Genomic DNA, 18096 nt, shown 5'->3' on the forward strand with positions numbered 1-18096 from the left:
CTCCCCCAAAGGGGGAGGAGTGGGTTCTATCGCCCTACCGCATGAAGCGCGGCGCCATAGTCCTTCAGCCATTTGCGCCAGGGCTTGTGGTCGCCGACCAGGCGTTCGACGACCGACCAGTAGGCCGGGCTGTGGTCGGCGTGGACCAGGTGGGCGACCTCGTGGGCGGCCAGATAGTCGATGACCGGCGGCGGGGCCATGATGACGCGCCAGGAATAGCGGATGGTGCGGTTGTGCGGGCTGCACGAGCCCCAGCGGGATCGGGTGTCGGCGATGGAGACCGTGACCGGCGTCTGGCCCAGGGCGCGCAGATGGTGGTCGGTGCGGTCCAACAGGGTGCTGCGCGCCTCGCGCTTCAGCAGGTTCTCGACCCGGCGGGCGTAGGCCTCGCCCTCGCCGCCCGAGCGGATGACGGTTCCGTCTTCGACCAGGCGGGCGGCGCCGGCGCCGGGCGTCGCCTCCAGGCGGACCGGGCGGCCGCGCAATGAGATGACCTGGCCGGGCTCCAGCGGTCGGCCCTTGGGCCGCACCGCCAGGCGTTCGGAGATCCAGACGCTTTTCGAACGGGCGAAGGCCACGGCCTGGGCCAGGCCGCGCTCGGTCGGGGCGATCACCACCGCCTCGCCCGCGCGCGCATCGATCCGCACCGACAGACGCCGGGCGCGGGGATTGACCGACAGTCTCAGTGTGGGGCCGGAACCGGAGCCCAAGCCCCCGTCGTCAAGCGGCAGACGCTGACCGTTGCGATACGCCACCGAGGGCCTCGTTCTGGGCGATGAAATCGCGGACGCGGGGATAGATCTCGTCACGGAAGCGACGACCGTTGAAGACGCCGTAATGGCCCACGTTCGGCTGGACGTACAGCACCCGTCGGTCCTCGGGGATGTTGGGGCACAGGCCGTGGGCCGCCTGGGTCTGGCCGACGCCGGAGATGTCGTCCTTCTCGCCCTCGACCGTCATCAGGCCGATGTCGGTGATCTTGGTCAGATCGACCTTGCGCCCGCGATGCTCCAGCAGGCCGCGCGCCAGCAGATGCTGCTGGAAGACGATGTCGATGGTCTGGAGGTAGAATTCCTCGGTCAGGTCCAGCACCGACAGATATTCGTCGTAGAATTCCTCGTGCTTCTCGACCCCGTCGCCGTCGCCGTCGATCAGGCTGTTGAAATAGTCCCAGTGGGCGTCGCGATGGCGCTCTTCGTTCATCGACATGAAGCTGTAGAGCTGGACGAAGCCCGGATAGACCCGCCGCCCGAACCCCGCATAGGGCAGGGGCACGGTGTGGATCATGTTCGACCGGAACCAGGTGAAGGGCTTTTCCTCCGCCAGCTGGTTGGTCACGGTCGGCGACAGCCGGGCGTCGATGGGCGAGCCCATGAAGGTCATGGAGAGGGGGCGGTTCTCGTCGCCGTCCTCGGCCATGATCGCGCAGGCCGCCAGAACGGGCGGGCCGGGCTGGCAGACCCCGACCACATGGGCCCGGCCGCCGATCTCGGCCAGCATCCGCCGGACGTGGTCGATATAGTCGAAGAAATCGAACCGGCCTTCCAGCACCGGCACCTGGCGGGCGTTGATCCAGTCGGTGACATAGACGTCGTGGTCCTGAAGAAAGCCCTCGACCGTGCCGCGCAGCAGGGTGGCGTAGTGGCCCGACAGGGGGGCGACGACCAGGACGGCGGGGCCGGAGGCCGGCTTTCCGGCCCGTTTCAGGTCGCCGATATTGCGGGCGAACCGGACCAGGCGGCACCAGGGGCTCTGCCAGATCACCTGTTCGACGGTGCGCACCGGCTTGCCGGCGATCTCGATGGTTTCCAGCTTCCAGTCCGGTTTGCCGTAGCGACGCGTGACGCTCTCGAACAGTTCGGCCGAGGCGTAGGCGGTGCGTCCGACCGCCGTGTCCGCCGCCGGATTGAACGGCGAGGTCCAGAAGCGCCGGGCCATCTGGGCGCCGACCCGAAACGGCAGGGCCGACTGATAGGCGAGTTCATGAAAGGCGTAGAGCATGACGATCCATTGCGGGTCTTGCCGGGGCCGAAAACCAGGTTCCGGCCGTTTGCTGCATAGCAGCATACAGGGTTTGAGCTCAGCGCGGCAGTTATTCGCAATCCTGTCCAATTCCCGCCCGGGTTCGATCTTCTCCCCGTCGTCGGAACGTGATCTGATGTCGGCGATGTCCGGGGGGATGTCTATGGAGCCTTCCCATGTTGGTCCTGCTGACCATCGCCAGTCTGCTGCTTCAGCACGCGCCGAACGTCGGCCTCGTCTCCTACGAGGAGGCGGTGCGCTGCGCCGGCCTGACCCAGGCCGCGTCCGAACTGGAAGGCGGCGAAAGCGCGGAGGGCAGACGCCTGTACGACGCCGCCCTGTTCTGGTCGCTGGCGGCCATGCAGGCCGCGACCGCCGCCGGCAAGCCCTCGCGCGCGGCCGAGGCCGACCAGACCCGCGCCCGGATCGAGGCCGTGCGTCGGCTGAACGCCGACGCCTCCGAGGCCCGCGCCGCCCTGCAGCGCTGTCGCCAGAAAACCCCCGATCTGAATTGACGAAATCATCCTTAAGGCCAGGCTGAACCCCCTTGGCGGCGTCGCGTTTGCATTGGAACCCCAGGGGGACGCATTGGTCGTCCCGAAGCGGGATTTAGAGGCGTCCATCGCATGTTCGAGTTCGGCCGAGACCTTCGCAAGCTGTTCGCCCAGGCCCGCGAGAGCGAGGATCTGGGCTGGGTCGAGCTGATCGGCGTCGATCTGCTGGCGGCTGAGGCGCGGCGCGAAACCACCGACGCCGGTCGCGTCTCCTGCGCCCGCCCGTTCGAGACCGAGAGCCGCGCCGCCGCCCTGTGGCGCGAACACGCCCGCCGCAGCGGCGCCGTCGACAGCCTGGACCGCGCCGACCGTTGCGCCGACAGCCTGGTGCGCGCCGCCGTGGGCGAGGACCGGGCGGCGCGGGCCGCGATCGACAAGGCCCAGGCCCTGATGCTGCGCTTCGATCTGTGCGGCGATCCGATTCACCTGGATCGCGCCTTGGCCGCGCTCGACGCCGCCGGGCGGCCGCGTCGGTCCCATGCCGCAGGCGAGCTGTCCTCGATCCATGCCCGGCTCAAGACACGCAAGGCCCGTCTGTCCGGCGATCCCGCCGCCCTGATGGACGCCGCCGCCCTGATGGACCTGGCCCTGCACGAGGCGGGGGCGAACGACGTCGAACTGCGGCTGGATCGGGCGGGACTGGCGCTGGAGACCGGGGTGATCAAGCGGGACGCCCGCCTGCTGGACCAGGCCGGACGCGATCTCGGCGCCCTGGTCGAGAACGCCTCGCCCGACTATCGCCCCCTGACGCGCGCTCGCGCTCTGGCCCTGTGCGGCGCGGGTCTTTCGGCCCTGGCCTCCGTCGCCGATCATGCCGAGGCCCTGGCCCAGGGACGGATGATGTTCGACGCCGCCGCCGATCAGTTCACGCCCGACCACAGCCCGCTGGACTGGGCCGTCATTCAGGTGCTGCGCGCCGGCGACGACGCCACGCCCCTGATGCTGTTGAACCAGGCCGAGGCCCTGACCCAGGGGCGCGGCCTGATCATCGGCGCCCTGGTGCGCGAACGCCGGGTATCGCGCGAGATCGCCCTGGCCGAGGCTGTGCGCGACCTGGCGGGGCTGGAGCTGATGGAGGCCCGCCTGCACGACCGGCTCGCCGCCGCTGCGCCGCTGGACTGGGCCGCCGACCAGATCGGTCTGGCCGAATTGGCCCTGGCCCGTCATCGCCTGGGCGGCCCTGCGCCCGCCCACCTGCACCTGATCCTGAATGAAGCCGTCCTGACCGCGCGCGAACTGGGCGTCCCGGCCCTGGCCGACCGGGCCGGGATGCTGCTGTGGAAGGCGGGGCTGTAGGTTTAAGCCTCAGCCGCCCATGGCGACGAAAGGGCCGTTGAGGAATTTGGGCTTGCCGTAGGCCAGGCGCTGGCCGTCGTCGGCCAGGACGCGGCCGCCGGCGGCTTCCAGCACGGCCTGACCGGCCGCAGTGTCCCATTCCGAGGTCGGGCCGGAGCGCGGATAGGCGTCGAAGCGGCCCTCGGCGATCAGGCAGAATTTCAGCGAGGAATCCGTGCCCTGCCAGCGGGTGCAGCCGTGGCGGGCGGCCAGACGCGCGGCCTCTTCATCGGTGACGCTGTGGCTCAGCAGGGCCATGCCCTCCTGCGGGCGGTCGCGGACCTTGATCGGCCGCCATTCGGCGCCGGCGTGGGCCTCGCCCTCCTGCTGCTCGCCGTACTGGCGACGGAAGGCGCCGCCGCCCGGCGTGTCCGTGCGCCAGGTCGTGGCCGTCGCCGGAGCCGTGACCACGCCCGCGACGGGATAGCCCGCATGCATCAGGGCGATGTTGACGGTGAAGGCCTCGCCGCCGCGCACGAACCCCTTGGTGCCGTCCAGCGGGTCGATCAGCCAGAACCAGTCCTCGGCCGAGGCCGGGGCGCCGTTCGCGGCCACCGCTTCTTCGGCCACCGTCTGGACGCCGGGATAGAGGGCGGCCAGCCGTTCGAGGATCAGGGCCTCGGCGGCGCGGTCGGCCTGGGTGACGGGACTGTCGTCCGACTTGGTCTCGACGGCGGTGTTGCTGCGCCAGTAGGGCAGGATCAGGCGCGCGGCGTCTTCGGCGATCTCGGCGATGGCCAGGGCCAGGGCGCCGGACTCCAGGTCGAGGGCCAGGGTGTTCGTGGGGGAGGTCGTCATTATGGGCTCGATAGACCATTGCGGCGGTTCCATGAACCGGCAAATCACGTCAGCTTCGCGCACGACATGAACTGTGACCTGAACGCCGACGAGAGTATGCTGGCCTCCATGAATTCGACCGACGCCGCCAAAGCCCCGCTGGACCTGCCTGTCGACGGAATCGAACTGGCCACCTACGTCGCCGCCAAACTGTGCCACGACTTCATCAGCCCGTCGGGCGCGATCGTCTCGGGCCTGGATCTGATGCGCGATCCTTCGGCCCAGGACATGCGCGAGGACGCCCTGTCCCTGATCGAACAGAGCGCCCGCAAGATGGTCGCCCTGGTCCATTTCGCCCGCGTCGCCTTCGGCGCGGCGACGACCAGCGAACGGTTCACCGCACGCGAGCTCCAGTCGCTGGTCACGGGTCTGACCGAGGGCGGGCGCGCCTCGCTGGACTGGCGCATCCACGAGGGCGAGTTTTCCAAGCCCCAGGCGCGCGCCCTGACCAATCTGGCCTATCTCACCGTCGGCGCCCTGCCGATGGGGGGCGATGCGGTGATCCAGTCGCGCGTCGAGAACGGCTTCCTGTTCATCGAGGGATTCGCCGAGGGCGCCCGCGCCCGGCTGAAGCCGGAAGCGGTCACGGGCCTGGCCGGCGAGCGCCTGATCGAAGGGCTGGCGGGGCAATGGATCCAGCCCTACTGGCTGTGGCTGACCGTGGTCGAGGCCGGCGGCTCGCTGCATGTGACGGTCGAGGACGGCCGCATCGTCCTGGTCGCGCGAATGCCCGTGTGAGGCTTTCCCAACGACTCGTTAACTGGAATCGGGCGATGCTGCTACGACGCGTGACTTCTGCTGAAGGTCCGGCGCCGGGGAGCCCGTCTTGGATTTCAAAACCTGCCTCATCGTCGATGACAGCCGGATCATTCGCAAGGTCGCCCGCCGGATCGTAGAGGGCCTCGGTTACGAGGTCGACGAGGCGGCGGACGGCGCCGAGGCCCTGGCCTATTGCTCAGGCGTCATGCCCGACGTGCTGCTGATCGACTGGAACATGCCGGTGATGGACGGGCTGACCTTTTTGCGCCGCCTGCGCGCCTCGCCCGGAGGAGATGTTCCGAAGGTGTTGTTCTGCACCATCGAAACCCGGCCTGAGCGGATCGCCGAGGCCCTGGCCGCCGGCGCCGACGACTATGTCATGAAACCTTTTGACGGCGAAATTCTTCAGTCCAAGCTGATGGAGGTCGGCGCGATCGCGGCATGACACCCGAGGACTTCGACAAGCTTCAGGGACTATTGGCCACCCGCGCCGGCTATCGGCTGGCGCGGGATCGCATTCACCTGGCCGAACACCGGCTGGGACCGATCGCGCGTCGTGAAGGCTACGCCAATGTCGAGGCCCTGCTGACGAATCTCTGGGCCAATCCGGTCGCCTCCCTGGGCTGGGCTGTGATCGAGGCCCTGCTGAACGCCGAAACCTGGTTCCGTCGCGATCGCACCCCGTTCACCGTGCTGGAGAAGGAGCTTCTGCCGGCCCTGTCGCGCGCCCGGCCGAACGGCCGGGTCAAGGTCTGGTCCGCCGGGTGTTCGACGGGCCAGGAGGCCTGGTCGATCGCCATGGCGGGGCTGGACATCGGCGTTCCGCTGGATCTGACGGCCACCGACCTGTCGCAGCGTGCGATCGAGAAGGCGCGTTCAGGCCTCTATACCGGCTTCGAGATCCAGCGCGGTCTGACCGCCAAGACCATGCTGCGCTGGTTCGAGCCGGCCGAGGACAACTGGCGCGTCCGCGCCGAACTGGCCGACACCGTCCGTTTCGGACGCGCCAACCTGCTGGACGAGCCGACCGACGAGGCCCGTTTCGACGTCATCTTCTGCCGCTACGTGCTCGGGGACATGGAGCCCTCGCGCCGCGCCCGCGTGCTGGACGGGCTGGAACGCCGCCTGGTCGACGACGGCTGCCTGTTCCTGGGCATGGATGAACGGCTGGAAGGCGAGACCGTCGCCTTCCGCCCCGTCACCGGCCGCAAGGGCCTGTATGTGAAATCCCCCTCCGCCGCGCGCAGAGCCGCCTGAACGGCCGCTTTGAACCGCCACGTGGATTCAGCCCGCGTGCAGTTCCTGCTTCACCCGTTCCGCCAGGGTCTTGATGTCCAGAGGCTTGGGCAGGAAGGAGACCCCGACCTCGTCCTGCAGCAGGTCCGAGAAGTCGCTTTCCGCATAGCCTGAGATGAACATGACCGGGGCGTCGCCCAGGTATTTGCGCGCCTTCTTCAGCAGGGAGGGGCCGTCCAGGCCGGGCATGATGACGTCGGAGATCATCATGTCGATCTGGCCCGCGTATTCCTCGGCCAGGATCAGGGCCTCCTCGCCGTCGGCGGCCTCGATCACCTCGTAGCCGCGCTGGCGCAGCAGGCGAGCGGCGATGCCGCGCACGGCGTCCTCGTCCTCGACGAACAGGATGCGGCCGGCGCCCGACAGGTCGCGCGGCGCCTTGACCTTGACCTCGACCGGCTGAACCTCGGCCAGTTCCGCCTCGCCAGCGGCCGGCAGGAAGATGCGGAAGGCCGCGCCCATGCTCATGCCGTGCGGGCCCTCGATATTGCTGACCGAGATATGGCCGCCGGCCTGCTGGGCGATGCCGTAGACGGTGGCCAGGCCCATGCCGGTGCCCTCGTTCACCGCCTTGGTGGTGAAGAAGGGTTCGAAGATCTTGTCCACCAGTTCAGGCGGCACGCCGGGGCCGGTGTCCGACACCTCGATCAGGGCGACCTCATCGGTGGGAGCGTCGGGCCAGCCCATCTCGCGCGCCTGCTGGGCGGTCAGGCGGCGGGTGGTGATGGTGACGACCGCGTCGCCCGGCTCGACCACGCCGCGCATGGCGTCGCGGGCGTTGACGGCCAGATTCATGACGGCGGTCTCGAGCTGGCTCTTGTCGGCCAGGACCACCGGCAGGTCGCGGCCGTAGTCGGTCTCCAGCCGAACGTCCTCACGCAGCAGGCGCCGCAGCAGGATGGCGAACTCCCCGACCAGTTCGCCCAGATCCAGCCGCTCACGCCGCACCGTGGACTTGCGCGAGAAGGCCAGCAGTTTGCGCACTAGGTCGGCGGCGCGAATGGCGGTCTGGCGGATCTCGTTCAGCCCCTCATAGGAGGGGTCGCCGACCGGATGCCGCTCCAGCAGGCCCGACAGCTGCAACTGGATGGCCGTCAGCAGATTGTTGAAGTCGTGGGCCACGCCGCCGGCCAGCTGGCCCACGGCCTGCATCTTCTGGGCCTGCGACAGCTGCAGCTCCATCGACTTCTGCGCCGAGACGTCGAACAGCCAGATGCGCTTCTGTTCGCCCTCTGGCGCCACATAGAGGTGCAGCATCTTGTCGGGATAGGCGCGGGCGACCAGTTCGATGGGGCCGGACGACCCGGCCGCCAGCTTGACCCGCGCCTCGGCCACGCCCGTCGGGTCGAACAGATGGCCGAAGGCGGCGTCGCGCGCGGCGTTGGGGCCGGTCAGCACGGCCAGGGCGGCGTTGGCCTCCTGCGCCCGGCCGGCGAACAGGTCGGGGCCGTCGATCACGGCCGAGCCGAAGGGAGCGCCGGCGGCCATGGCGCGGGATTCGCCCGTCGCCGCGCCGTTCGTCGGAGCCGTCGCCACGGGCAGGGGCAGGACGGCTTCGGGCGCGACCCGCATCAGATACCGGTCGGGGCCGGCCTTGCCGATCACCACCTCGACCTCGCGGTCGCCGATCTGGACGATGGCGTGGCCCGGCTCGCCCCGGCGCGCCTGGGCGAAGGCCATGTACAGGGCCTGGGCCGACTTGCCGCGGGGCAGGGCGGTGGTCGTGCCGTTGGACTGGGCCCAGGCGCCGTTGAAGGCCAGGACCTGGCCCGTCTCCCACACCAGGGCCGCCGGCTCCGCCATGGCGTCCAGCATGTCCACGGCCACGTCGCTGGACGGCTTGACCGTCTCGGCGCGGCGGAAACCGAACAGGCCGATCAGGGCGATCAGACCCGCCGTGACGATCAGGATCATGCCCGGCCCCGACATCGGATTGGCCTTGAAGGCCGGATAGGCCAGGGCCGCGACGGCCACGACCACGCCGAACGCCGTCGCAACGGAGAGCAGGTCGAACGGAAGGCGACGGTTGGGCTTCATGCGGCCTCGCGAATCAGTGGTCTGATCATACTCCCAAATCCGGCGCCAAGCCTTACGGGGGTCTTACCGACGTTTGCGGGACTGGAACACGAAGCCGATGATCTTGGCGGCGGCCTCGAAATGTTCCTTGGGAATGACGGCGTCGATCTCCACCGAGGCGTAAAGGGCGCGGGCCAGAGGGACGTTCTCGACGATCGGCACGCCATGTTCCTTGGCGACTTCACGGATCCGCATGGCCAGGGCGTCGACCCCCTTGGCCACACAGACCGGCGCCCCGTCGCCCTCGCTGGGTTCGTAGCGCAGGGCCACCGAATAGTGGGTCGGGTTGGTCACGATGACCGTGGCCTTGGGCACATTGGCCATCATCCGCTGGCGGCTGCGCTGCATGCGGATCTGCTTCAGCTTGGCCTTGATGTGAGGGTCGCCCTCGGACTGTTTGTAGTCTTCCTTCAGTTCCTCCTTGGTCATCCGCATCCGCTTGGCGAAGCGCATCTTCTGCCAGATGAAGTCGGCGCCGGCCGTCGCCCCCAACAGGATGATGGCCGCCACGAACAGGGCCAGGGCCATGTCCCGCGCCAGGGGCAGCAGGGCCGCCGGGCTCAGGGTGACCATGTTCTCGAACTCGCGGACATGGGGCTTCAGCACCATCCAGCAGACGACGCAGACGGCGATCAGCTTCAGGAAGGTCTTGACGAACTGCATCAGGCCGTCGGGGCCGAAGATGCGCTTGAACCCCGACATCGGGTTCACCGACGACCATTTCGGCTTCAGCTTTTCGGCGGTGAAGATCAGGCCGGACTGGGCCAGGTGTCCGCCCGCCCCGCCGATGATGGTCGCCAGCATGACCGCTCCCAGGAAGGGGGTCATGGCCCAAAGAGCCTGGGCCAGAATCTGAGCCCCCGCCCCCGAATCCAGCATCCCCAGCATCTGGTGAGGGGCCGCGATAAAGGGCAGCAGCTGTTGCGTCATCGACCCGGCGAACCAGCCCCCGGCGCCCAGGATCACCGCCGCCGCCCCGGCCAGGGACAGCACCTGGCCGACGTCCTGAGACTTGGCGACGTCGCCCTTCTTGCGGGCGTCCTCGAGTTTTCGGGGGGTGGCGTCTTCTGTTTTCGACTCGGGATCGGTGTCGTCAGCCACCCGCCCCTCCCCCGAAGGCGCCGGCCGCGAACACCTCGGCGAGGCGGCGGTAGCGGTCGATGAAGACGGTGCCCAGGGCGCCCAGGCTGAGCGCGAAGATCGACAGGCCCAGGATGACGCTCAGAGGCGCGGCGGCGAAATAGACCTGGAACGACGGCATGACCCGCGCGATCAGGCCCGAGGCCAGGTTGAAGATCAGGGCGAACACCAGAACCGGCGCCGCCAACTGCACCCCCAGCAGGAAGCTGTCCCCCAGTGTCCGCACCGCCATCTCGGTGAAATCCCCCATGATCAGGGGCTTGGCCGGGGCGATCAGACTGTAGGAACCGACCATGCCGGCGATGAACAGGTGGTGGGTGTCGGTGGCGAAGATCAGCGTCACCCCGAACAGCAGCAGGAACGAACCGACCGTCGACCCCGGCTGGGCCTGTAGCGGATTGGCCGTCTGGGCGAAGCTGAGGGTGGTCTGCAGCGAGACGATCTCGCCCGCCGTCATCAGCGACGTCAGGAACATGCGCAGCAGCATGCCGATCATCAGGCCGACCACCACCTCGCGGATCACCCACCCGGCCATGCCGCCCAGGGTCTCGGGCAGGCCCGGCAGGCTGTCACGCACCACAGGCCACAGCGCCAGGCTGATCAGCAGGGCCAGCGACAGGCGGATGCGCGGCGGCACATAGGTTTCCCCGAAGCCGGGGATCAGCATCAGGATCGCGCCGATGCGGGCGAAGATCAGCCCCCCGGCCCAGACCTGATCGGCGGTGGCGTAAGCCTCCACTACATGCCCGCGATGCGCGCCGCGATCTGGCGCATGAACCCGCCGAGCAGGGCGCCCATCAGCGGCAGGAACAGCAACAGGGACACGAAGATGGCGATGATCTTGGGCGCATAGATCAGGGTCTGTTCCTGAATCTGCGTCAGGGCCTGGAACAGGCCGATCACGACGCCGACGACCAGGCCGACCAGCAGGACCGGCAGGCACAGCTGGATCGTCAGCCAGATGGCGTCGCGCCCTACATCCAGAACTTCCGCGCCGTTCATCGGCCCACGCTCCCGCAAATCACTGGGCAGAAAATGCCGGGAGGATGGTTAACGGGGAGATAATTTTGGGGCTTCGACGCTGCAATACCATGTCGGCGTCGGAGAAGCCGTCGGCAGCGAGCTTGCCGTCATAGGCGACGCCGCGTCTCAGGCGCGGATGCTCGTCTCTTTGCTATTCCGGAATGAGGATTGCGCGGCGGAAGGGCACGCGACGAGGCTTAGAAATCTCCGTGCGCAGACAATCCACAAGTGTGTCGTTTTGGGACGAAAATTCAGGCAATTCACTTTAAAAGATCAATCTAAATAGGGATTTAGAAAATAGGTATATTTACCTATATAGTATTTGAGGTCGGTTTAACTGTCGTTGAGACTAATCATCACAAGTTGTGTGGCGGTGCGCCGTGCGAATGAGGTGAAGATGACCGAACGCATGATTTTTGATGCGGCCTTGAATGTCAGGCGTCTTCGCCAGTCGATCGCGACGGTCGATAATCTGGTCAGTCTCCGGATAGCTCCAAACATCGCTCGAACCGACGCCGGCCTTCTGGTCGCCGAAGCGGGCCAAGGGGCGCGTCGGGCCAACGCCCTCGCCGACTTATCTTCCCTCTTCAATCCTCAACGGGACGCCTGCCAGCCGGTCGCGTCCGCAACCCGCCGCTGACCGGCTCTTCGGGAAACCATGAAATGCGACTGACCATCAAGGCGAAACTCACCATAGTATTTACGGTCTTGATCCTTACCCTGGCCGGTGTGGTCGGAGTGGCGGTGACGCGGCTGGGCAGCTTGAATACAGCCATCACCGAGTTGATTGCGGGCCCGGCCACTCAGCTTAGTCGTTCGCAGTCCATCGCCATCGCCTTCGGGGCCGTTGTCCGCCGCGAACGCGCCATGGCGCTGACAGACGATTTGCAACAAACTCGGAAATATGACGAAAAAGTCCAACACAATAGCGATGAACTCGAAGAAGCGCTGAAGGCGGCCATCGCCGCTTCTTCCGAACAGCACAAATCCGACTGGTTGAAACTGCAATCAGCGTGGAATCGGTACAAGCCCCTGAGCGAGGAAATCCGCCGCCTGGCCCTGGCGAACGAGAACGCCGCCGCCGCCGCCCTGACCCTGGGCGAGGGGAGCCGCGTCGGTGAAGAGGTCGAGACGGCTTCGGACGCCATCGTGAATCTGAACCATCAACTCATGAAGGAGGCGGATGAGCAGACCAATGCCCTCTACGCTTCCGCCCGGAACATTCTCATTATCGCCGCTGTCGTCGCCCTGTTGCTGGCCATCGCCGGCGGCGTCTGGATTTCCATGGTCATCAGCCAGGGCCTGAACCGCGCCAATCAGGCGGTCGGCGCCGTGGCCGAGGGGGATCTGACCCAGACCGTCGTCATCACGACTCAAGACGAAATCGGCGACATGTTGGGCAACGTCAATCTGATGATCGAACGTCTGCGCGCCATCGTCAGCGACGCTCTTTCGGCTGCCGATAATGTTTCCGGGGGCAGCCAGGAGCTTTCGGCGACGTCGGAACAGATGAGCCAGGGGGCGACCGAACAGGCCGCCGCCGCCGAACAGGCCTCGGCCTCGATGGAAGAGATGGCCGCCAACATCAAGCAGAACGCCGACAACGCGGCCCAGACCGAGAAGATCTCGCGTCAGTCGTCCAAGGACGCCGAGGCCAGCGGCGAGGCGGTCAACCGGGCGGTCGAGGCCATGCGCACCATCGCCGACAAGATCGGCATCGTGCAGGAGATCGCCCGTCAGACCGATCTGCTGGCCCTGAACGCGGCGGTCGAGGCCGCTCGCGCCGGGGAGCACGGCAAGGGCTTCGCCGTCGTCGCCTCGGAAGTGCGCAAACTGGCCGAACGCAGCCAGACGGCCGCCGCCGAAATCGGCGCGGTGTCGGGCGATACGGTCAAGGCGGCCCAGGAAGCCGGCGAGATGCTGCAACGCCTGGTGCCGGACATCCGCAAGACCGCCGAACTGGTGTCGGAGATCAGCGCCGCCTGCCGCGAGCAGGACGTCGGCGCCAGCCAGATCAACGAGGCCATCCAGCAGCTGGACAAGGTGACCCAGCAGAACGCCGGCGCGTCCGAGCAGATGTCGGCCACCTCCGAGGAGCTGGCGGCCCAGGCCGAGGAACTGCAGACCTCGATCGCCTTCTTCCGCACCGACACGACCGGCGGCCGCAGCGGCGCCCGCGCTCCGGCCCGGGCTCCGGCCCGCGTCTCGAGCTTTAAGGCCCCCGCCAAGCCGGCGGCCCGCCCGACGCCCAAGGCTGCGCCGGCCAAGCCCGCCGTCCACGCCCAGCAGGCCCGCGCCAAGGGCTTCGCCCTGGACATGGCGGTCGGCGGCGCGGACGACGAGGACATGGACTTCCGGGAGAGCGCCTGATGTCCGAAACCGCCAAGGGGCAAGGCGCCTCTGAGGGGCAGTACGTCACCTTCGGCCTGGGCGACGAACTCTTCGCCGCCCCGGTCGGCCTGGTGCGGGAGATCCTGACCTATCAGGCGCCCTCGCGCATTCCCAACAGTCCGGACTATCTTCTGGGCCTGACGGACGTGCGGGGGCAGGGGGTTCCCACGGCGGATCTTCGGATCCGCCTGGGCATGGCGCCGACCGAGCCGACGCTGAACACCCGCATCCTGGTGCTGGACATTCCGCTGGAGGACCGGGTGTTCAGCCTGGGCCTGGTGGCGGACCGGGTGTTCGAGGTGGCGGTCTTCAGCGCCGACCAGATCGAGCCGTCGCCCGACATCGGGATCAAGTGGCGCTCGGACTATATCTCGGGCGTGGTGCGGCGCGAGGACGGCTTCGTCGTCCTGATCGACCTGCCCCGACTGCTGTCCAGCACCGACACCGTCTCTCTGGCGTCCTTCCCCGACGTCGATCGAGCGGCCTGACGGTCGCCGGCCGGTCAGGCGGCTCGGATACTCGGACCACGTTTCCAGGTCCCCGGGGGGGCCAAATCGGTCGCCGCAGCGTAATGGACGGGAAGAAGGATTTTCTTTCTCGGCTCCGCTTCGCTAATAGGCCCGCAATGACTGATGCGCCCCCGACCGCCTCCCGACTGACCCAGGCCGACGCCGAGGCCGCCGTCCGCACCCTGATCGAATGGGCGGGCGACGATCCCGACCGCGAGGGTTTGCTGGAAACCCCGGCGCGGGTGGCGCGCAGCTATCGCGAGCTGTTTTCGGGCTACGAGGTCGATCCCCTGTCCTATCTGGAGAAGACCTTCGAGGAGACGGGCGGTTACGACCAGCTGGTCGTGCTGAAGGACATACGGTTCGTCAGCTTCTGCGAGCACCATATGCTGCCGGTCGTGGGCAAGGCCCATGTCGCCTATCTGCCGACCGACCGCGTGGTCGGCATTTCCAAACTGGCGCGCGTGGTGCGCGGCTTCGCCCGACGCCTGCAGATCCAGGAGAAGATGACGGCCGAGATCGCCGAGGCCATCCAGACCGTCCTGAAGCCCCAGGGCGTGGGCGTGGTCATCGAGGCCGAACACAGCTGCATGACCTTGCGCGGCGTCAACGCCCCCGGCGCCAGTCTGTCGACCAGCCACCTGATCGGCGTGGTCCGCGACGATCCCCGCACCCGCGAGGAGTTCCTGCGCCTCGTGCGCGGCTAGGGGGCCCACTACGGCCCGGCTCTTGCGAGATCGGGGTCATAGGAGGCGTTCGCCGTGCCCTGGAGCCTGATTTCGACCCGAAACGAGACAACCCCGATCGCCCGTGGCGGCTGGCTGGACGCGCTGCGTTTCATTGTGGCCTTCCTGATCATCCTGCATCACTTCCAGGGAGCCGGGCCGGTTCCTCTGGCCGAGGCCGTGCATCCGGTGTTCTCGCGTGGCGGCTTCCTGCTGACCAACTTCTTTCTGATCGATTCCGGCTATGTGCTGATGCGGGTCTATGGGGCCGCCGTGGGCCAGGGCCGGATGTCGGCGGGCGACTTCGTGCTGAAGCGGGTCCTTCGCGTGGTCCCCGCTCATCTGATCATGGGGCTGTCGCTGGTCGCCCTGGTGTTGCTCGGTGCGGCGGCGGGCGCCGCGCCGCGCAATCCGGAATGGTTCCGCTGGGACCAGCTGCCGGCCCAGTTGCTGCTGTTGCAGTCCTATGGCGTGCCCGGCGGCCTGGGCTGGAACGCCCCGACCTGGTCGATCTCGGCCCTGATCGGCTGCTATCTGTGTTTCCCTTGGATCCTGCGCGGTCTGACGCGACTGGGGCCCTGGGGCGCCCTGGCCCTGGGCGTCGCCGCCTATCTGACCGCCAACCAGCTGTGCTGGAGCCTGCTGGGCCATCCCGTCTACCAGATGCCGATGGGCTACGGCTTCGTGCGCGCCCTGCCGCTGTTCTTCCTGGGCATGAGCCTGGCCTGGTTCGCCCAGAAGATCTGGATCGACCCCCGCCTGGCCGGCTGGGTCGGCGTCGCCGCCTTCCTCGGCCTGGCGCTCGCTCAGGCCCTCGGCAAGAACGCCCTGATCTCCCTGGCGATGATCTCCCTGATCATTCTGGCCGCCGGCGCCGTGCCGGTGCGTCGCCCGTCGAAATGGGTGGAGACCGCCGCCATGGTCTCCTTCTCGATGTTCATCTCAAATGAGATCGTCCGCATCGCCTGGTTCGGGTTGGTCAATGCGGCTGCGGCCCGCTTCGCCCTGTCGGCGCCCGTGCAGTGGGCGCTCTGGGGCGGCGGGGTGCTGGCGGCGGTCGCCTTCGCCTTCGCCTTCCATTTCGCGATCGACGACCGGATCCAGTCGCGGATCCGGTCCTGGCTGAAGCGCCGCCGTGGCGGACGTCGAACGACCCCGGTGGAAGCAGGGCCTGTGGTCTCGCTCGAGGGATAGGCCGTCAGTCCTCGTCATCGTCCTCGGGCGCGTCGGGGATTTCCGGCGTGACGATGGCGGGGGCGATGGTCTTGATCTCGCCCAGCTTGGCGCCGGGGAAGGCCAGAAGCACCGCCTTGATGAAGGGGTCGGCCTCGACCTTCTCGCGCTCGGCGGCGCGTTCCTTCTTCTGACGCTCGATCAGGGTCTCGCCGCCGCCCTGGCCGTTGGCGGCGATCAGCCAGGTGCGGCCGGTCCATTCCCGCAGCCGCCCGGCCAGGCGCCGCGCCAGTTCGACCGGCGCGCCCTCGACGCTTTCATAGACGATGGCGCCGGGCTTGAACGAGACGGGTTTGACGAACCGTTCGACGTCCATCTGAAGCCCGACTTCCCGTTTCTCGCCGATCAGGGCGACCACCTGCTCGAAGGTCTGCGGGTCGGGCAGGGCCGGGGCCATGACTGGACGCGCGGCCAGCTGGGCCGATGTCCCGCCTCCGCCGCCCCCGCCGCCCCCACGTGGCGCAGAACCGCCGCCGAACGGTTCGCCCGACTGAAGTCGCTTCAACGCCTCCTCCGGTCCCGGCAGGTCGGCGGCGTAGGCCAGGCGGACAATGGCCATCTCGACCGCATCGGCCGGATTGGGCGCGCGGCGCACCTCGTCCAGCGCCTTCAGCAGCATCTGCCAGGTGCGCGACAGGGTTGCGGCCGGAATGGCGGCGCCCAGGGCCGCCAGCTTCTGCGCCTGGTCATTGGGCAGTCGGGTCGCGTTCGGACCCAGCATCTTGGCCACCGAGGCGGCGTGGCAGTGTTCCAGGAGGTCGTTGGTCACCTGCACCGGATCGGCGCCGAAGCCGTACAGGGTGCGGAAATTCTCCAGCGCCTCGGGCGTGCGGCCGGCCATGACGGATTCGAACAGGGCGATGGTCTGGCTGCGGTCGGCCAGGCCCAGCATGTCGCGGACCGTCTCGGTCTTGACCATTTCGCCGCGCTCGGCCTGGACCAGGGCCTGGTCCAGCAGGGACAGGCCGTCGCGCACCGAACCCTCGGCCGCGCGCGAGATCAGGGCCAGGGCGTCCTGTTCGATCTTCATGCCTTCGCGCTCGGCGATCCGGCCCAGGTGGCCGATCAGGATCTCGGGCTCGACCCGACGCAGGTCGAATCTCTGGCAGCGGCTGAGGATCGTCACCGGCACCTTGCGGATCTCGGTGGTGGCGAAGATGAATTTGGCGTGGGGCGGCGGCTCCTCCAGCGTCTTCAGCAGGGCGTTGAATGCCTGCGTCGACAGCATGTGGACCTCGTCCAGCACGTAGACCTTGTAGCGCGCCTCGACCGGGGCGTAGCGGACGCTCTCCAGGATGTCGCGGATGTCGTTGACGCCGGTGTGCGACGCGGCGTCCATCTCCATCACGTCCATATGCTGGCCCGCCATGATGGCGGCGTCGTGCCGGCCGTGGGCGGTCAGGGTCAGGGACGGCCGGTCGATGGTCTCCGTCTCGTTGTTCAGGGCGCGGGCCAGCAGGCGGGCGGTCGTCGTCTTGCCGACGCCGCGAACCCCGGTCAGCATGAAGGCGTGGGCGATGCGGCCGGTCGAGAAGGCGTTGGTCAGGGTGCGGACCATCGCCTCCTGTCCGATCAGGTCCTCGAAGGTGCGCGGCCGGTATTTGCGCGCCAGCACCTGATAGGCGGACCCGTCGTCGGCATGGGCCTCGACGCCGGCGTGGGCCTGGTCGGAGGGGGGCGCGGGGGCGGTCACGGCTGGGGGCGGTGCGACGGGCTCGGGCGTGGAGGCGGGCGCACCGAACATGTCGTCGGTGTTTTCGTCGCGCGCGAGGACCTCGTCCTCTTCCCAGGGCGGGCCGTCGAGATTCGTGTCGCTGTCCGTCATGGGCGAAGTCTTACAGCGGGTCAGGTCTGCAGCGAAGCGATTCTCGGTCTCCTCCCCGCTTTGCGGGGAGGTGGCGCGGCGCGTCTTCGCGCCGTGACGGAGGGGTCTTCACCGCATCACGAAAGTCAGTGGGGCGTCGAGAGCCCCTCCACCGCTTCGCGGTCCCCCTCCCCACTGCGTGGGGAGGAGACGGTGCGCGCTCAAGCAGCGAGCGACCGCGTCGTGAGCGATAGCGCAAAAAAGAATGAAGTAGAGACCGCGCGACCCGAAGGGGAATTCGTTGTGGCTGCTGCCTTCCGGCCCTGACCAGGTTGGCGAAGCCTTCGCCCGCGCGATCTCCGAGAGGGGATATGACGGGTGCGGCGAACGGA

General features: G+C 67.9%; 18 protein-coding genes and 1 other RNA gene. 10 read left to right on the plus strand and 9 right to left on the minus strand.

The features are described 5' to 3' along the window. Positions 1-26: 26 nt before the first annotated feature. On the minus strand, positions 27-755 hold the full coding sequence (locus tag ACP7CK_RS14265; RefSeq protein ID WP_426026456.1) for a M48 family metallopeptidase: 729 nt from the start codon (positions 753-755) through the stop codon (positions 27-29). Further along, positions 721-2001 carry a polyhydroxyalkanoate depolymerase gene (locus tag ACP7CK_RS14270; RefSeq protein ID WP_426026457.1) on the minus strand — a complete coding sequence of 427 codons (1281 nt, stop codon included), beginning with the start codon at positions 1999-2001 and terminating at the stop codon, positions 721-723. The genes ACP7CK_RS14265 and ACP7CK_RS14270 overlap by 35 nt, the downstream gene beginning before the upstream one ends. Positions 2002-2198: 197 nt before the next feature. Here ACP7CK_RS14270 and ACP7CK_RS14275 point away from each other — a divergent pair, with 197 nt between their 5' ends. Together ACP7CK_RS14275 and ACP7CK_RS14280 are read left to right on the plus strand one after the other, a co-directional pair. After that, positions 2199-2537, plus strand: coding sequence for a hypothetical protein (locus ACP7CK_RS14275; protein ID WP_154726679.1), 339 nt, complete (start codon positions 2199-2201; stop codon positions 2535-2537). 111 nt (positions 2538-2648) lie between these two features. After that, the gene (locus tag ACP7CK_RS14280) at positions 2649-3872 is read left to right on the plus strand and encodes a hypothetical protein (protein WP_426026458.1); all 1224 of its coding nucleotides are present in this window, start codon (positions 2649-2651) and stop codon (positions 3870-3872) included. A 9-nt stretch (positions 3873-3881) separates the two neighbouring features. On the opposite strand, the gene cysQ is transcribed toward ACP7CK_RS14280, so the two are convergent. Continuing rightward, positions 3882-4709 (minus strand): 3'(2'),5'-bisphosphate nucleotidase CysQ, encoded by an 828-nt coding sequence (gene cysQ / locus ACP7CK_RS14285; protein WP_154726677.1) that lies wholly within the window; start codon positions 4707-4709, stop codon positions 3882-3884. A gap of 66 nt (positions 4710-4775) precedes the next feature. Between cysQ and chpT the strand changes: the two genes are divergently transcribed. The 3 genes from chpT (at position 4776) to ACP7CK_RS14300 (ending at position 6764) form a co-directional block, all read left to right on the plus strand. Beyond that, positions 4776-5486, plus strand: a complete 711-nt coding sequence (gene chpT / locus ACP7CK_RS14290; RefSeq protein ID WP_426026459.1) for a histidine phosphotransferase ChpT — start codon at positions 4776-4778, stop codon at positions 5484-5486. A gap of 88 nt (positions 5487-5574) precedes the next feature. Further along, positions 5575-5952, plus strand: coding sequence for a response regulator (locus ACP7CK_RS14295; RefSeq protein ID WP_183198778.1), 378 nt, complete (start codon positions 5575-5577; stop codon positions 5950-5952). Continuing rightward, positions 5949-6764 carry a CheR family methyltransferase gene (locus ACP7CK_RS14300; RefSeq protein ID WP_008259147.1) on the plus strand — a complete coding sequence of 272 codons (816 nt, stop codon included), beginning with the start codon at positions 5949-5951 and terminating at the stop codon, positions 6762-6764. The genes ACP7CK_RS14295 and ACP7CK_RS14300 overlap by 4 nt, the downstream gene beginning before the upstream one ends. 27 nt (positions 6765-6791) lie before the next feature. Here the strand turns inward: ACP7CK_RS14300 and cckA are convergent, their stop codons facing one another. From cckA to fliQ, 4 genes are all read right to left on the minus strand, one after another. Further along, positions 6792-8840, minus strand: coding sequence for a cell cycle histidine kinase CckA (gene cckA, locus ACP7CK_RS14305; protein WP_008264323.1), 2049 nt, complete (start codon positions 8838-8840; stop codon positions 6792-6794). A gap of 63 nt (positions 8841-8903) precedes the next feature. Further along, positions 8904-9980 carry a flagellar biosynthesis protein FlhB gene (flhB, locus tag ACP7CK_RS14310; RefSeq protein WP_426026460.1) on the minus strand — a complete coding sequence of 359 codons (1077 nt, stop codon included), beginning with the start codon at positions 9978-9980 and terminating at the stop codon, positions 8904-8906. After that, the gene (fliR, locus tag ACP7CK_RS14315) at positions 9973-10758 is read right to left on the minus strand and encodes a flagellar biosynthetic protein FliR (RefSeq protein ID WP_035308077.1); all 786 of its coding nucleotides are present in this window, start codon (positions 10756-10758) and stop codon (positions 9973-9975) included. Before fliR ends, flhB begins: the two co-directional genes overlap by 8 nt. Next, the gene (gene fliQ / locus ACP7CK_RS14320; RefSeq protein ID WP_008258892.1) at positions 10758-11021 is read right to left on the minus strand and encodes a flagellar biosynthesis protein FliQ; all 264 of its coding nucleotides are present in this window, start codon (positions 11019-11021) and stop codon (positions 10758-10760) included. The genes fliR and fliQ overlap by 1 nt, the downstream gene beginning before the upstream one ends. A gap of 418 nt (positions 11022-11439) precedes the next feature. Here fliQ and ACP7CK_RS14325 point away from each other — a divergent pair, with 418 nt between their 5' ends. From ACP7CK_RS14325 to ACP7CK_RS14345, 5 genes are all read left to right on the plus strand, one after another. Then, on the plus strand, positions 11440-11682 hold the full coding sequence (locus ACP7CK_RS14325; RefSeq protein ID WP_426026461.1) for a hypothetical protein: 243 nt from the start codon (positions 11440-11442) through the stop codon (positions 11680-11682). 23 nt (positions 11683-11705) lie between these two features. Continuing rightward, on the plus strand, positions 11706-13412 hold the full coding sequence (locus tag ACP7CK_RS14330; protein ID WP_426026462.1) for a methyl-accepting chemotaxis protein: 1707 nt from the start codon (positions 11706-11708) through the stop codon (positions 13410-13412). After that, positions 13412-13921 (plus strand): chemotaxis protein CheW, encoded by a 510-nt coding sequence (locus tag ACP7CK_RS14335; protein ID WP_426026463.1) that lies wholly within the window; start codon positions 13412-13414, stop codon positions 13919-13921. The genes ACP7CK_RS14330 and ACP7CK_RS14335 overlap by 1 nt, the downstream gene beginning before the upstream one ends. Positions 13922-14058: 137 nt before the next feature. Next, positions 14059-14649: a GTP cyclohydrolase I FolE gene (gene folE, locus ACP7CK_RS14340; protein WP_008264053.1), complete on the plus strand. Its 591-nt coding sequence runs from the start codon at positions 14059-14061 to the stop codon at positions 14647-14649. Between the two features lie 54 nt (positions 14650-14703). Further along, positions 14704-15861, plus strand: a complete 1158-nt coding sequence (locus tag ACP7CK_RS14345) for an acyltransferase family protein (RefSeq protein ID WP_426026464.1) — start codon at positions 14704-14706, stop codon at positions 15859-15861. 4 nt (positions 15862-15865) lie between these two features. Here ACP7CK_RS14345 and ACP7CK_RS14350 read toward each other — a convergent pair whose 3' ends face one another. After that, positions 15866-17725: a DNA polymerase III subunit gamma/tau gene (locus ACP7CK_RS14350; RefSeq protein WP_426026465.1), complete on the minus strand. Its 1860-nt coding sequence runs from the start codon at positions 17723-17725 to the stop codon at positions 15866-15868. Positions 17726-17971: 246 nt separating this feature from the next. Beyond that, an RNA gene (gene ffs, locus ACP7CK_RS14355) (signal recognition particle sRNA small type) lies at positions 17972-18067 on the minus strand. Between the last annotated feature and the right edge of the window lie 29 nt (positions 18068-18096).

This window comes from Brevundimonas sp. TSRC1-1, from assembly GCF_049898245.1.
Classification (GTDB): domain Bacteria; phylum Pseudomonadota; class Alphaproteobacteria; order Caulobacterales; family Caulobacteraceae; genus Brevundimonas; species Brevundimonas mediterranea_A.